Source organism: Streptomyces sp. NPDC050534, from assembly GCF_044457745.1.
In the GTDB taxonomy this organism is placed as follows: Bacteria; Actinomycetota; Actinomycetes; order Streptomycetales; family Streptomycetaceae; genus Streptomyces.
In genome coordinates, this window is sequence record NZ_JBITHF010000007.1 from 208226 (window position 1) to 223603 (window position 15378).

The window sequence follows — 15378 nt, forward strand, 5'->3', positions numbered from 1 at the left end:
TGCCGACCGATGGACGGGAGTCTTGCCCCGCGGTCGCGTGCCCGTCAAGGGTCATGTTGGCGAAAATGCGATCGTTATCGATCGGCGAGAAATGTCGATCTTGCAGGTCAGCTGCGTACGGCGGGGTAACAAGCACGGTGCGTACCGACCGGGCGGTCCGTACCGCACGGCGCACGCCGGTGCGGAGGGCGCGGAGGGCGCGAGGATGGGGCGCGGAGGTGCGGAGGGTGCGGAGGGCGCGGGGGATGGGGTGCGGAGGTGCGGAGGAGTCAGAACCGTCCGGCGCCCAGGTCCCGCGACACCGCGCGGGCGCAGTCCCGTACCGCGGCGACGAGTTCGGGGCGCAGCTCGCCGTCCCGGCACAGCCGCTCCACGGCGCCGGTGATGCCCACGGCGCCCACCGGCATCCGCCGCCGGTCGTGGATGGGCGCCGCGACGGACGCGACGCCCTCCCAGGTCTCCTCGACGTCGGCCGCGTAGCCACGCGCGCGTGACATGTCGAGGATGTGCTCGAAGTCCTCCAGGTCGCACACCGTACGGTCGGTGAAGGCCTTGCGGTCGGCCTCGATCGCCTCGCTGTGCGCGACCGGGTCGTAGGCCGACAGGACCTTGCCGAGGGCCGTGGAGTGCAGCGGCTGCATGGCCCCGATCTCCAGCACCTGACGGCTGTCGTCGGGCCGGAAGACGTGGTGCACGATCAGCACGCCGTGCTGGTGCAGGACGCCGAGGTAGACGCTCTCCCCGCTGGAGCGGGCCAGGTCGTCCGTCCACACCAGGGCGCGCGCCCGCAACTCGTGCACGTCGAGGTAGGTGGTGCCCAGGCGCAGCAGTTCGGCGCCCAGCTGATAGCGCCCTGAGGCGTCGTCCTGCTCGACGAAGCCCTCCTGCTGGAGGGTGCGCAGAATCCCGTGGGCGGTGCCCTTGGCGAGGCCCAGCGAGGAGGCGATGTCCGAGAGGCCGAGCCGTCGCTCGCCACCCGCGAGCAGCCGCAGCATCGCGGCCGCCCGTTCGAGCGACTGGATGTTCCGTGCCATCCCCGTGCTGCCTCCGTCCCCTTCGACCGTCGACGAAACGACGTCGCTGCCGCTGTTCGGCAATGCCGAACACTACCGGTCGTTGTCGACCTCTCGCCAATGATCGGCCGTCATCCGTCGAGATCTGTTGCGTCACTCGTATCCCGCAGGTGGCCCGCCCGTCATCCTCGTCCGCGTCGTGGACGCCCCGTCCGTCCCCGTCCGGACCCGGCTACCCTGGCGAGGTGTGCCCACCGCGGAAGATCCGCGGGCGGACGCAAAGCCGACAGCCGTCGCACTTCAAGGGAGCCCCTTCATGGCCTCGTCGCCACTGACCCCTTCCGCCGACAGCCGGACCCGTGTGTCCGCGCTCCGTGAGGCGCTCGCCACCCGGGTGGTGGTAGCCGACGGAGCCATGGGCACCATGCTCCAGGCCCAGGACCCCACCCTCGAGGACTTCCAGAACCTCGAGGGCTGCAACGAGATCCTGAACCTGACCCGCCCCGACATCGTCCGTTCGGTGCACGAGGAGTACTTCGACGCCGGCGTGGACTGCGTCGAGACGAACACCTTCGGCGCCAACTACGCGGCGATGGCCGAATACGACATCCCCGAGCGGGTCTACGAGCTGTCCGAGGCGGGTGCCCGCATCGCCCGCGAGACCGCCGACGGCTACCTCGCCCGGGACGGCCGCCAGCGCTGGGTGCTGGGCTCCATCGGCCCCGGCACCAAGCTGCCCACGCTCGGCCACATCGGGTACACCACGATCCGCGACGCCTTCCAGCAGAACGCCGAGGGCCTGATCGCCGGCGGCGCCGACGCGCTGATCGTGGAGACCACCCAGGACCTGCTGCAGACCAAGGCCGCCGTGATCGGCGCCCAGCGCGCCCGCGAGATCTCCGGCCTGGACCTCCCGATCATCGTCTCCGTCACCGTCGAGACGACCGGCACCATGCTGCTGGGCTCCGAGATCGGCGCCGCGCTGACCGCGCTGGAGCCGCTCGGCATCGACATGATCGGCATGAACTGCGCCACCGGCCCCGCCGAGATGAGCGAGCACCTGCGCTACCTCTCCCGGCACTCGCGCATCCCGCTGTCCTGCATGCCGAACGCCGGCCTCCCGGTCCTCGGCAAGAACGGCGCCAGCTACCCGCTCGGCCCGTCCGAGCTGGCCGACGCCCACGAGACCTTCGTACGCGACTACGGCCTCTCCCTCGTCGGCGGCTGCTGCGGCACCACCCCCGAGCACCTGCGCCAGCTGGTGGAGCGGGTCCGGGCGACCACCCCGACCGAGCGCGACCCGCGGCCCGAGCCCGGTGCCGCCTCGCTCTACCAGACGGTGCCGTTCCGCCAGGACACCGCGTACCTCGCGATCGGTGAGCGCACCAACGCCAACGGATCGAAGAAGTTCCGCGAGGCGATGCTGGAGGGCCGCTGGGACGACTGTGTGGAGATGGCCCGCGACCAGATCCGCGAGGGCGCCCACATGCTGGACCTGTGTGTGGACTACGTCGGCCGGGACGGCGTCGCCGACATGGAGGAACTGGCCGGCCGCTTCGCCACCGCCTCCACCCTGCCGATCGTGCTGGACTCCACCGAGGTCCCCGTCATCAGGGCCGGCCTGGAGAAGCTCGGCGGCCGCGCGGTCATCAACTCCGTCAACTACGAGGACGGCGACGGCCCCGAGTCCCGGTTCGCGCGCGTCACGCAGCTGGCCCGGGAGCACGGCGCCGCGCTGATCGCGCTCACCATCGACGAGGAGGGCCAGGCCAGGACCCCGGAGAAGAAGGTCGAGATCGCCGAGCGGCTGATCGAGGACCTGACGGGGAACTGGGGCATCCACGAGTCGGACATCCTCATCGACACCCTGACCTTCACCATCTGCACCGGCCAGGAGGAGTCCCGCAAGGACGGCCTGGCCACCATCGAGGCGATCCGCGAGCTCAAGCGCCGCCATCCGGACGTGCAGACCACGCTGGGCCTGTCGAACATCTCGTTCGGCCTCAACCCGGCCGCCCGCATCCTGCTCAACTCCGTCTTCCTGGACGAGTGCGTCAAGGCGGGCCTGGACTCGGCGATCGTGCACGCCTCCAAGATCCTGCCGATCGCCCGCTTCGACGAGGAGCAGGTCACCACCGCCCTCGACCTGATCTACGACCGCCGCGCCGAGGGCTACGACCCGCTGCAGAAGCTCATGCAGCTGTTCGAGGGCGCCACCGCGAAGTCGCTGAAGGCCGGCAAGGCGGAGGAGCTGGCGGCGCTGCCGCTGGACGAGCGCCTCAAGCGGCGCATCATCGACGGTGAGCGCAACGGCCTGGAGGCCGACCTCGACGAGGCCCTGCAGACCCGCCCGGCGCTGGACATCGTCAACGAGACGCTGCTGGACGGCATGAAGGTCGTCGGCGAGCTCTTCGGCTCCGGCCAGATGCAGCTGCCGTTCGTGCTCCAGTCCGCCGAGGTGATGAAGACCGCCGTCGCCCACCTCGAGCCGCACATGGAGAAGTCCGACGCCGACGGCAAGGGCACCATCGTGCTGGCCACCGTACGCGGCGACGTGCACGACATCGGCAAGAACCTGGTCGACATCATCCTGTCCAACAACGGCTACAACGTCGTCAACCTCGGTATCAAGCAGCCGGTCTCCGCGATCCTGGACGCCGCCGCCGAGCACCGGGCCGACGTCATCGGCATGTCGGGGCTCCTGGTCAAGTCCACGGTGATCATGAAGGAGAACCTGGAGGAGCTCAACCAGCGCGGTCTGGCGGCCGACTTCCCGGTCATCCTGGGCGGCGCGGCCCTCACGCGCGCGTACGTCGAGCAGGATCTGCACGAGGTCTACGACGGCGAGGTCCGCTACGCCCGCGACGCGTTCGAGGGCCTGCGCCTGATGGACGCGCTCATCGGCGTCAAGCGCGGCGTGCCCGGCGCGAAGCTGCCCGAACTGAAGCAGCGCCGTGTGCGGGCGACCGCGCCCGCCGAGGTGGAGGAGCGCCCCGAGGAGGGCCACGTCCGCTCCGACGTCGCCACCGACAACCGCATTCCGGAGCCGCCGTTCTGGGGCACCCGCGTCATCAAGGGCATCCAGCTCAAGGAGTACGCGAGCTGGCTCGACGAGGGCGCGCTGTTCAAGGGCCAGTGGGGCCTGAAGCAGGCCCGTACGGGCGAGGGACCGTCGTACGAGGAACTGGTCGAGACCGACGGCCGGCCGCGGCTGCGCGGTCTGCTCGACAAGCTCCAGACCGAGAACCTGCTCGAAGCGGCCGTCGTCCACGGCTACTTCCCGTGCGTCTCCAAGGACGACGACCTGATCATCCTGGACGAGCACGGCAACGAGCGCACCCGCTTCACCTTCCCGCGCCAGCGCCGCGGCCGCCGACTGTGCCTCGCGGACTTCTTCCGTCCGCAGGAGTCCGGCGAGACGGACGTCGTCGGCCTTCAGGTCGTCACCGTCGGCTCGCGGATCGGCGAGGAGACGGCGCGCATGTTCGAGGCGAACGCCTACCGCGACTACCTCGAACTGCACGGCCTGTCCGTCCAGTTGGCCGAGGCGCTCGCCGAGTACTGGCACGCGCGCGTGCGTTCGGAACTGGGCTTCGCCGGTGAGGACCCGGGCGAGATGGAGGACATGTTCGCCCTGAAGTACCGGGGCGCCCGCTTCTCCCTCGGCTACGGAGCGTGTCCGAACCTGGAGGACCGGGCCAAGATCGCGGACCTGCTGGAGCCCGAGCGGATCGGTGTCCAGCTCTCCGAGGAGTTCCAGCTGCACCCCGAGCAGTCCACGGACGCGATCGTGATCCACCACCCGGAGGCGAAGTACTTCAACGCGCGCTGACAAAGCGCTGGCCAACGCGCACCGGATCCGGCGAAGGCGCAGCTCACAGCATCCCTCGGCGTAAAGAGGGTGTGCCCCGGACCACGTCGGATAAACGAGGCACTTCGGCCGCGACAGTCGTACACTGGTCGGTCCACTGCAGGCCGGTTCCCGTGCGGGAACCGGCCTGGTCGTCCCTCAAGGAGGTGCGCCCGGATGACCAGTACGGTCCCCGCGCTCGGAACCCGTACGGCCGAAGGCTCCGCTCTTCAGGCCGTGCTCCTCGACATGGACGGAACCCTGGTGGACACCGAGGGCTTCTGGTGGGACGTCGAGGTCGAGATCTTCGCCGGCCTCGGCCACACCCTCGACGACTCCTGGCGTCATGTCGTGGTCGGCGGGCCGATGACCCGCAGTGCGGGGTTCCTGATCGAGGCCACCGGCGCCGACATCACCTTCGCCGAGCTCTCGGTCCTGCTCAACCAGGGGTTCGAGAGCCGTATCGACCGCGCCCTGCCGCTGATGCCGGGCGCCGCCAGGCTCCTCGCCGAGCTCTCCGAGTACGAGATCCCGACGGCCCTGGTCTCCGCCTCCCACCGGCGCATCATCGACCGGGTGCTCACCTCGCTCGGCCCCCACCACTTCGCCCTGTCGGTGGCCGGCGACGAGGTGCCGCGCACCAAGCCGCACCCCGACCCCTACCTGGCCGCGGCCGCCGGACTCGGCGTGGACCCGGCCAGATGCGCGGTCGTCGAGGACACCGCGACCGGCGTCGCGGCGGCCGAGGCCGCGGGCTGCCATGTGGTCGTGGTGCCCTCGGTGGCCGCCATCGCCCCCGCCGTCCGGCGCACCGTCGTCACGACCCTCGAAGACGTGGACCTGACATTTCTGCGCGGTCTGATCACCCTGTGACGACAGGGCTGCCGACAGAGTCGATGACAGAGTTGATGACAGAGCTGATGACAGAAATGCGCTGAGCGTTCACCCAGTGTGCAGATTCGAAAGACAGGAATTCCGGAGTCCGGGTGTGCGAAGGAATTCGAATCAGGACGGGCGGCCGAATTCCGGTGCCGATCACGCCTGTTGAAGGTGTGACGTTCGCCACTCGCACGGGGGTCGACAGGTCGGACGGTGTGTGCAGACAGCCCCGTTTCGGGGAGGTTCCGTGTGCCCTTGCGTCCCGATTGATGGAAAGCTGCACTAATTCTTCCCGTCGCGGGCTTCCGGTCTGTCCACGGCCGGTTCCGCTGTGTGATGGTTGCTCAACTCCAGTGACTGCGAACCCTCGTGCAGGTGCGGACTAATCTCGTCGCGAGAACCATCGCCCCTACCCCCGTGATCCGCCGCGACACCCCTGCATGCCGGGTACACGGACCTGAACAGCTCTGGAGAAACACGAGCATGAACCGCAAGACATTGGTGCTGCCGGCCGTGGTCGGCCTGCTCGCGCCCGTGCTCGCCGCCTGTGGTGGTTCCGACAGCGGCAGCAGCGGTGGGGACGCGATCGTCGTCGGGACGACAGACCAGTTCACCGCCACCAAGGACGCTCCCGCGCCGCTCGATCCGGCGTACGCGTACGACGTGGGCACCTGGAACATCCTGCGCCAGACCGTGCAGACGCTGATGATCCAGCCGCGCGGCGAGGGTGAACCCGTCCCCGAGGCCGCCGAGAGCTGCGGATTCACCGACTCCGGCAACGAGCGCTACGCCTGCAAGCTGCGTGAGGGCCTGAAGTTCGCCAACGGCGACGCCATCACCGCGCAGGACGTCAAGTACTCCATCGACCGCGTGCGGGCCATCAACGCCGAGGGCGGCCCGGTCGGCCTGCTCTCCACCATCGACACGGTGGAGGCCAAGGGCGACCGCGACGTCATCTTCCACCTGAAGACCGCCGACGCCACCTTCCCGTACAAGCTGTCGACCCCGGTCGCCGGCATCGTCAACCCCGACGACTACGAGAAGAAGAAGCTGCGCGACGGCTTCGACGTCGACGGCTCCGGTCCGTACACCCTGCAGAGCGACGTCAAGAACGACTCGCTCGTCAAGGCCACGTTCACCAAGAACCCCAACTACAAGGGGACTCTCAAGGTGAACAACTCCAAGGCCGAGATGGTCTCCTTCGCGGACGCCGACGCGATGGGCAAGGCGCTCGCCAAGGGTGACATCGACGTCATGACCCGCAGCATGTCGCCGGAGCAGATCCAGAAGCTGTCCAACGACTCGGACAACAGCGTCGACCTCGTCGAGATGGCCGGCCTCGAGATCCGCTACCTCGCCTTCAACACCAACGCCCCGAGCGTGAAGTCGAAGGCCGTCCGCCAGGCGATGGCCCAGCTGATCAACCGCGGCGAGCTCGTCTCCAAGGTCTACGGCACCCAGGCCGAGCCGCTGTTCACGCTGGTCCCGGCCAGCATCACCGGCCACTCCAACTCGTTCTTCAACAAGTACGGCGACCCGAGCAACGCCAAGGCGAAGTCCCTGCTGGCGGCGGCCAACATCACCACCCCGGTGAAGCTGACGCTGCATTACACGACCGACCACTACGGCTCGGCCACCAAGAAGGAATTCGAGATCCTTCAGAAGCAGCTCAACAGCAGCGGCCTGTTCGACGTCAGCATCCAGGGCGCGCTCTGGAAGGACTACATCCCGGCCGAGCGCAAGGGCTCCTACGACGTCTGGGGCATGGGCTGGTTCCCCGACTTCCCGGACGCCGACAACTACCTGGCGCCGTTCCTGGACAAGGACAACTTCCTCAAGCTGCCGTACCGCAACAGCAAGATCATCAACAACCTCATTCCGGCGTCCCGCCGCGAGGCCGACCGCATCGCCGCTTCCCCCGACCTGACGCAGATCCAGGACACCGTCGCCGACGACGTTCCGATCCTGCCGCTGTGGCAGGGCAAGCAGTACGTGGCCGCCCGCGACGACGTCACCGGCACCGCGTACGCTCTCAACTCCTCCTCGACTCTCCAGTTGTGGGAACTCAGCCGTGGCGTGAGCGGCTGACCTCCGTCCCCGGGGCCCCAGGGACGGCGGCCCCGGGAGTCCTGACACCGACGAGAAGGCTTTTGTCGTGAAGATGCGCAACCAGTGGCTGGTCCTGCCCGTAGTGGCAGGGCTGGCCTCCGGGCTTTTGACGGGCTGCGGAGCCGGCAGCGGCGATTCCGGGGGGACCGGGTCCTCGGTCGTCATGGGAATGTCGGACGACGTGCTGGCCACCGACCCCGCCTCCGGTTACGACCCAGGGTCCTGGCTGCTCTTCAACAACGTCTTCCAGTCGCTGCTCAGTTTTCCCAACGGAGGCACCGAGCCCGAGCCGGAGGCGGCCGAGTCGTGCGACTTCACCGACGCCTCGACCAAGGTCTACAAGTGCACCCTCAGGGACGGCCTGAAGTTCAGCAACGGTGACAAGCTCACCTCCGAGGACGTGAAGTTCTCCTTCGACCGCCTGCTCAAGATCAACGACGCGGCGGGTCCGGCGATCATGTTCCCCATGCTGGAGAAGGTGGAGGCGCCGGACGAGAAGACCGTCGTCTTCCGGCTGAAGGTCCCCGACGCCACCTTCCCGAGCAAGATCGCCTCCGGCGCGGGCTCGATCGTCGACCACACCCAGTACGACGGCGGCAAGCTGCGCAAGGACGGCAAGGCGATCGGCTCCGGCCCGTACAAGCTGGACTCCTTCGACAAGGCGAAGGCCGTCTTCTCGGTCAACGACAAGTACAAGGGCACGGCCAAGGTCAAGAACTCCGGCGTGACGCTGAAGTTCTTCCACGGCAACCAGTCCGCGCTGAAGAAGGCCCTCCAGGACGACAAGGTCGACATCGCCTACCGCGGTCTGACCGCCAAGGACGTCGCCGACCTGCAGAACGCCAACAACGACTCCAAGGTCGAGGTCGTCGAGGGCAGCAGCGCCGAGGTCCAGCACCTGGTCTTCAACATGAAGGACCCGGTCGCCGGAAAGATCGGCGTGCGCAAGGCCATCGCCTATCTGCTCGACCGCGACGCCCTCATCAAGGACGTCTACCAGGGCACGGCCACCCCGCTGTACTCGATCATCCCGGCGGGCATCGCGGGCCACAACACGGCGTTCTTCGACACCTACGGCGCCAGTCCCTCGCCGGCCAAGGCCGCCGGCGCCCTGAAGGCCGACGGCATCACCGGCAAGGTGAAGCTGACCCTGTGGTCCACCCCGTCGCGCTACGGCCCGGCCACCGACGAGGAGCTGAAGGCGATCGCCAAGCAGCTCAACGACAGCGGCCTGTTCGAGGCCGACGTGAAGTCCGTCGCCTTCGACCAGTACGAGAAGGACATAGCCAAGGGCAAGTACGGCGTGTACGTGAAGGGCTGGGTGCCGGACTACCCGGACGCCGACAACTTCACCGCGCCGTTCTTCGGCAAGGGCAACGTGCTGAGCAACAACTACAGCAACAACATGATCACCGGCACGCTCATCCCGCGCACCGCCGCCCAGAGCGACCGCTCAGCGACCGACAACGACTACGGCCGGCTCCAGGACATCGTCGCCGACCAGCTGCCGGTCCTCCCGGTCTGGCAGGCCAAGCAGTACGCCGTGACCCGGGAGAACGTCTACGGCCTCGAGTACTGCCTCGACGCCTCGACGGTGTTCCGGTTCTGGGAGCTCAGCAAGGACTGAGGGGCCGCGGGCCGTACACACGGAAAAGCCGTACACACGGAAAAGCCGTACACACGGAAAGAAGGGCGCCCCTCGGCGGGGACGCCCTTCTTTTCCGTCACGGTGGTTCCTGCCTGCGGCTGCGACGCCTACTGCGCGCCGGGACGCACCAGCCCGCTCTCGTACGCGTACACCGCGGCCTGCACCCGGTCGCGCAGCCCCAGCTTGGTCAGCACATGGCCGACGTGCGTCTTCACCGTGGTCTCGCTGACGAACAGGTCGGCGGCGATCTCGGCGTTGGACAGCCCGCGCGCCACCAGCTTCAGCACCTCCACCTCGCGGTCGGTGAGGGTGTGCAGCGTGTCGGGCACGGGCTCCTCGCCGGAGGGCAGGTGAGTGGCGTACTTGTCGAGCAGCCGCCGGGTGATGCTCGGCGCGAGCATGGCCTCGCCGCCGGCCACCACCCGGATCGCCTGCACCAGTTCGTTGGCCGGCGCGTCCTTCAGCAGGAAGCCGCTGGCACCCGCGCGCAGCGCCTCCACCACGTACTCGTCGAGGTCGAAGGTGGTCAGCACCAGCACCTTCGCCGGGCCGTCCCGCCCGGGCCCGGTGATCTGCCGGGTCGCCTCCACCCCGTCCATGCGGGGCATGCGGATGTCCATCAGGACCACGTCGGGCTGCAGTGCCCGCACCTGGTCGAGAGCCTGGAGGCCGTCTCCGGCCTCGCCGACGACCGCGATGTCCTGCTCGGCCTCCAGGATCATCCTGAAGCCCGTGCGCAGCAGCGGCTGGTCGTCGACCAGTAGGACGCGGATGGCCACGTAAGTCTCCTTCGCTAGTCCGGCCCCATTCTGCCCTGCGCGGCGGCATCGGACTCGACCGCCCTCACGGCCGCCGGCTGTGCCTCCCGGGTGCCGGCGTCCGGGTCCGCCGTGGGGTCCGGATCGGCGGTGGGTCCCGGGCCGGGCGCCCGCACCGCCAGCGGATACGGCGGGGGAGTGCCGCCGAACTCCGGGCAGTGCGGCTGGTGGTCGCACCAGCCGCACAGCTTGGTGGGGCGCGGGCGCCACTCGCCGGACTCCGTCGCCCTGCGGATCGCCTCCCACAGGGCGAGCAGCTTGCGCTCCACGCGCTCCAGGTCGGCGAGCACGGGATCGTAGGTGAGCACGTCACCGCTGCCGAGGTAGACCAGTTGCAGCCGCCGCGGGACGACGTTCTTCAGCCGCCACACCACGAGGGCGTAGAACTTCATCTGGAACAGCGCACCCTCGGCGTACTCGGGCCGGGGCGCCTTCCCCGTCTTGTAGTCGACGATCCGGACCTCGCCCGTGGGCGCCACGTCGACCCGGTCGATGATCCCGCGCAGCGTCAGCCCCGAGTCCAGCTCGGTCTCGACGAACAGCTCCCGCTCGACCGGCTCGAGCCGGGTCGGGTCCTCGAGGGTGAACCAGCGCTCGACGAGCTGCTCCGCCTCGCCCAGCCAGCGCGCCAGCCGCTCGCCCTCGGGGTCGTCCGCGAACAGCTCCACCACTTCGGGCCTGGTCTCGCGCAGCCGGTCCCACTGCCCGGGGATCAGGGACTTGGCACGCGGGGCGGTGCGGTCCGCGGCCGGGGCGTCGAAGAGCCGCTCCAGCACCGCGTGCACCAGCGTGCCCCGGGTCGCCGCCTCGCTCGGCTTCTCGGGCAGCCGGTCGATGACGCGGAAGCGGTAGAGCAGGGGGCACTGCATGAAGTCACTGGCACGCGACGGCGACAGGCTCGCGGGCGCTATGGCCACCGGCACCGGCCTGCTCGCCGCGCCGGGCGCAGCGTCCACTGCCACCGCCGCCACCGGCTCCCCGCGTTCCCCGGGAACCGGTGCCTCCTCCTGCGCCGCACCGCTGCTGCGGGCCTCCGCCGTGCCCTCCGCGCTCGTCTCCATGCCCCAGACCTTACGGCCCGCCACTGACAGTGACCCAGCCGCGCCCGTGACGGGTGCGACGCCCGGGAAAACAGAGGGGGTGCCGGGGCGGAAGACGCCGCGACGGCCGCATACCATCGACCCCAGACCCCTCCGCCCGGCAGGCGCGGAGGACGCTTCGAACGAGGGGACATCGTGGACGAGAGCGGCGGGAGCGGGCAGCCGCGGTCCGGCACCGACGAGCCGGCCGAGCACCACGCAGGGCCGGTGGCCCCGGCCGCCCCCTCAGCCACCCCGGCCGACGGACGGCCCGCGCAGGCCACCGAGGGGGAGGACGGCGGCGGGGCCACGGACAACGACGGGCGGGACACCTCCCACGGTGCCGGCCCGGAGTCGACCCCTGCGGACGGCCCCGAAGGCAGGAGCTCCGCGGAGGGCCACGCCACCGCGGACGGGCCCCCAACCGGCCACGACCACCCCGCCCACGACCACCCCGCCGACGACCGCTCCACGCAGGACCACGCCTCCCACGACCCCGGTCACGAGCGCACCCTCGCCCACTCCGGCTCCACCAGGACCCGCCCGCCCCGGCGCCCCGAATCCCCCCGAGGCGGCCTGCTCATGGGCCGCCCCTTCGGCGTGCCCGTGTACGTGGCGCCCAGCTGGTTCCTCGTGGCCGCCCTGATCACCTGGGTGTTCGGCGGCCAGCTCGACCGCGTGCTGCCCGAACTCGGCGCCGCCCGCTACCTCGTCTCCCTCTTCTTCGCCGTCGCCTTCTACGCCTCCGTGCTCGTCCACGAACTGGCCCACACGGTCGCCGCCCTGCGCTTCAAGCTCCCCGTGCGCCGCATCCAGCTCCAGTTCTTCGGCGGCGTCTCCGAGATCGAGAAGGAGGCCGAGACCCCCGGCCGGGAGTTCGTCCTGGCCTTCGTCGGCCCGCTGCTCTCGCTGGTCCTCGCCGGCCTCTTCTACGTCGCCATGCAGCCCGTGGAGCCCGGCACCGTCCCCGGCGTCCTGCTGGCCGGCCTGATGGTCTCCAACCTGATCGTCGCCATCTTCAACCTGCTGCCCGGCCTGCCCCTCGACGGCGGCCGTATGCTGCGCGCGGTCGTCTGGAAGATCACCGGCAGGCCGATGGCCGGTACCGTCGCCGCCGCCTGGGTCGGCCGCGCCCTCGCCGTCTCCGTGCTGATCGGCCTCCCGCTGCTCACCCAGTCCGGCGCACTCGGCTCCACCGCCGAGGACAGCGTCGGCATGGACACCGTCACCGACGCCCTGCTCGCCGCGATCCTCGCCGCGATCATCTGGACCGGAGCCGGCAACAGCCTGCGCATGGCCCGGCTCAGGGAGCATCTGCCGGAGCTGCGTGCCCGCAACCTCACCCGGCGCGCCGTCCCGGTCGAGACCGACACCCCCCTCTCCGAGGCCCTGCGCCGCGCCAACGCCGCCGGCGCCCGCGCCCTGGTCGTCGTCGACCCCGACGGCAACCCGCTCTCCCTGGTGCGCGAGGCCGCCATCGTCGGCGTACCGGAACACCGCCGCCCCTGGGTCGCGGTCAGCGGCCTCGCCCAGGACCTCACCGACGGCATGCGCGTCTCCGCGGAACTCGCGGGCGAGGACCTCCTCGACGTCCTGCGGGCCACCCCCGCCACCGAGTACCTGGTGGTCGAGGAGACCGGCGAGATCTACGGCGTGCTGTCGGCGGCCGACGTCGAGCGGGCCTTCGTGAAGGCCATGGCCCGCCCCTCCTAGTGGTCGGAGGCCCCCACAAACCCCGGTAGGCTGTTCACATGTCCGAACCGACCGGTGCCGCCCGCAGGCGCGGGCCCTTCAAGGTCGGGGACCAGGTTCAGCTGACCGACCCCAAGGGCCGCCACTACACGTTCACGCTCGAGGCCGGGAAGAACTTCCACACCCACAAGGGTTCCTTCCCGCACGACGAGCTGATCGGCGCTCCCGAGGGCAGCGTTGTCCGCACCACCGGTAACGTCGCCTACCTCGCGCTGCGCCCCCTGCTCCCCGACTACGTCCTGTCCATGCCCCGCGGGGCAGCCGTCGTCTACCCCAAGGACGCGGGGCAGATCCTCGCCTTCGCCGACATCTTCCCCGGCGCCCGCGTCGTGGAGGCCGGTGTCGGCTCCGGCTCGCTCAGCAGCTTCCTGCTGCGTGCCATCGGCGACCAGGGCATGCTGCACAGCTACGAGCGCCGCGAGGACTTCGCCGAGATCGCCCAGCAGAACGTGGAGCGCTACTTCGGCGGCCCGCACCCCGCCTGGCAGCTCACCGTCGGCGACCTCCAGGACAACCTGTCGGACGCCGACGTCGACCGCGTCATCCTCGACATGCTCGCCCCCTGGGAGTGCCTGGAGGCCGTCTCCAAGGCGCTCGTGCCCGGCGGCATCCTGTGCTGCTACGTCGCGACCACCACCCAGCTCGCCCGGACCGTCGAGTCCATCCGCGAGATCGGCTGCTTCAACGAGCCGACCTCCTGGGAGACGATGATCCGCAACTGGCACATCGAGGGGCTGGCCGTCCGCCCGGACCACCGGATGATCGGCCACACCGGCTTCCTCCTCACCGCCCGCCGCCTCGCCGACGGCGTCGAGCCGCCCATGCGCCGCCGCCGCCCCGCCAAGGGCGCCTACGGCGAGGACTACGCCGGCCCCAACGCCGACGGGGGCTCCGGCCGCTAGGGCGGTCCGTGCCGCACTCAACGAACGGGAGCTGGGGCCGAGTTCCGGAGGACATCCGGAACTCGGCCCCAGCGCCTTTCTGTTGACATGGCGGAGCAAACCGCACCATCCCGGCGAGGAGTTGCCGAGGAACCGAACACCCCGCCGTTCCGCCGCACTGTGACGTGTGGCACGATGCAGGCCACTCCCACCGGCACAGCCCTCACAGGAGAGCTCCCAGTGCAGCAATCCGCCGTTCCGGAACTGGCACACACGCACACCCGGCCCATCCACTGGGTCGCCACCGCCACGGCCGTAGCGGGTGTCATGGCCCTCTCCTCGCTCCTGCAGCCCAACTCGGCGACCGCGGCCCAGCCGACGGCCGGCCCCGAGACCAAGGCCGCCCACGCGGCAGCGGCGCCCGGCACCGCCGGCGTCGAGTTCCCCCTCACGTGCGGCCCGGTGAAGGCCGTCGTGCAGAAGAAGGCCACCGGCGACCTCGACGGCGACGGCAACCCGGAGACGGTCGCCGTGGTGCACTGCGACGCCCCCATGGGCACCCCGCCCGACGGTGTCTACGTCCTCACACGCGCGAAGGACGGCAGGCCCCGCGTGGTGGCGACCCTCGCCGACCCCAAGACGGGGGACACGGTGAGTGACTTCGCGGTGCGTCACGGAGCGGTCTTCGCCACCCTGCTCGGCTACTCCTCGAACGACGTGCCGCGTTGCTGCCCGGACGTCACCGACCATGCGAAGTGGCAGTGGAAGAACGGCTCGTTCGAGCGCTCGACATCCGCTGCGGCGCACAGCGTGTGAGCCGCGCGGGCAGCGTGTGAGATTTCAGACAGCAGTGACGTTCCGTGTCCGGACGCTCACTCGGCGTCCGGTCCGTACACCTCGACCCTGTCCGAAACCCGCCGTACGTGGATGCAGTCGCCCGGGCACTCCCGGGCCGAGTCCACGACATCCGTGAGTAGCGGCAGGGGCACGGGCGTTGTGGCGCCCTTGTCCTGCAGGAGCTCGTCGTCGGAGCCCTTCACGTAGGCCAGCCCGTCGATGTCCAGCTCGAACACCTCGGGCGCGTACTGAGCGCAGATGCCGTCGCCGGTGCACAGGTCCTGATCGATCCAGACCTCCAGCGTCTCGCCGGGACCGGCCTCTTGCTGCACGCTCATGTCTCCTGCCGTTTATCAAGTCGGGCGGACGGGAATCCGGCCAGCTCTGAAGGGTGTTGAACACTTCGACCCTACCTGGGGCAGCTTTCCAATCATGTTCGGTGGGTATTCCCCTGGCGTGAGGGAGAGCGCAAGGGTGAAGATCGGACACACCCCGACCGTCTTTGTGATCTA

General features: G+C 69.7%; 11 protein-coding genes. 7 read left to right on the top strand and 4 right to left on the bottom strand.

Annotated elements, in window-relative coordinates; genetic code table 11:
• Positions 1 to 269 precede the first annotated feature (269 nt).
• Positions 270 to 1034 (bottom strand): IclR family transcriptional regulator, encoded by a 765-nt coding sequence (locus ACIBN2_RS23800; RefSeq protein WP_399137002.1) that lies wholly within the window; start codon positions 1032 to 1034, stop codon positions 270 to 272.
• 295 nt (positions 1035 to 1329) lie between these two features.
• Between ACIBN2_RS23800 and metH the strand changes: the two genes are divergently transcribed.
• From metH to ACIBN2_RS23820, 4 genes are all read left to right on the top strand, one after another.
• On the top strand, positions 1330 to 4845 hold the full coding sequence (gene metH / locus ACIBN2_RS23805) for a methionine synthase (RefSeq protein WP_399137004.1): 3516 nt from the start codon (positions 1330 to 1332) through the stop codon (positions 4843 to 4845).
• A 195-nt stretch (positions 4846 to 5040) separates the two neighbouring features.
• Positions 5041 to 5736 (top strand): HAD family hydrolase, encoded by a 696-nt coding sequence (locus tag ACIBN2_RS23810; protein ID WP_399137006.1) that lies wholly within the window; start codon positions 5041 to 5043, stop codon positions 5734 to 5736.
• A 489-nt stretch (positions 5737 to 6225) separates the two neighbouring features.
• On the top strand, positions 6226 to 7830 hold the full coding sequence (locus tag ACIBN2_RS23815; RefSeq protein WP_399137007.1) for an ABC transporter substrate-binding protein: 1605 nt from the start codon (positions 6226 to 6228) through the stop codon (positions 7828 to 7830).
• Between the two features lie 67 nt (positions 7831 to 7897).
• The gene (locus tag ACIBN2_RS23820; RefSeq protein ID WP_399137009.1) at positions 7898 to 9478 is read left to right on the top strand and encodes an ABC transporter substrate-binding protein; all 1581 of its coding nucleotides are present in this window, start codon (positions 7898 to 7900) and stop codon (positions 9476 to 9478) included.
• Between the two features lie 128 nt (positions 9479 to 9606).
• Here the strand turns inward: ACIBN2_RS23820 and ACIBN2_RS23825 are convergent, their stop codons facing one another.
• On the bottom strand, positions 9607 to 10278 hold the full coding sequence (locus ACIBN2_RS23825) for a response regulator transcription factor (RefSeq protein WP_020939010.1): 672 nt from the start codon (positions 10276 to 10278) through the stop codon (positions 9607 to 9609).
• A 14-nt stretch (positions 10279 to 10292) separates the two neighbouring features.
• Entirely contained in the window at positions 10293 to 11378 is a 1086-nt protein-coding gene (locus tag ACIBN2_RS23830; protein WP_399137011.1) for a PD-(D/E)XK nuclease family protein, read from the bottom strand.
• 174 nt (positions 11379 to 11552) lie between these two features.
• Here ACIBN2_RS23830 and ACIBN2_RS23835 point away from each other — a divergent pair, with 174 nt between their 5' ends.
• From ACIBN2_RS23835 to ACIBN2_RS23845, 3 genes are all read left to right on the top strand, one after another.
• Entirely contained in the window at positions 11553 to 13109 is a 1557-nt protein-coding gene (locus ACIBN2_RS23835; RefSeq protein WP_399137013.1) for a site-2 protease family protein, read from the top strand.
• A gap of 38 nt (positions 13110 to 13147) precedes the next feature.
• The gene (locus tag ACIBN2_RS23840; RefSeq protein ID WP_384253267.1) at positions 13148 to 14050 is read left to right on the top strand and encodes a tRNA (adenine-N1)-methyltransferase; all 903 of its coding nucleotides are present in this window, start codon (positions 13148 to 13150) and stop codon (positions 14048 to 14050) included.
• A gap of 219 nt (positions 14051 to 14269) precedes the next feature.
• Positions 14270 to 14845 carry a hypothetical protein gene (locus ACIBN2_RS23845; RefSeq protein ID WP_399137014.1) on the top strand — a complete coding sequence of 192 codons (576 nt, stop codon included), beginning with the start codon at positions 14270 to 14272 and terminating at the stop codon, positions 14843 to 14845.
• A 56-nt stretch (positions 14846 to 14901) separates the two neighbouring features.
• On the opposite strand, the gene ACIBN2_RS23850 is transcribed toward ACIBN2_RS23845, so the two are convergent.
• Complete coding sequence (locus ACIBN2_RS23850; protein WP_399137016.1) at positions 14902 to 15204, bottom strand: ferredoxin; 303 nt, start codon at positions 15202 to 15204, stop codon at positions 14902 to 14904.
• Between the last annotated feature and the right edge of the window lie 174 nt (positions 15205 to 15378).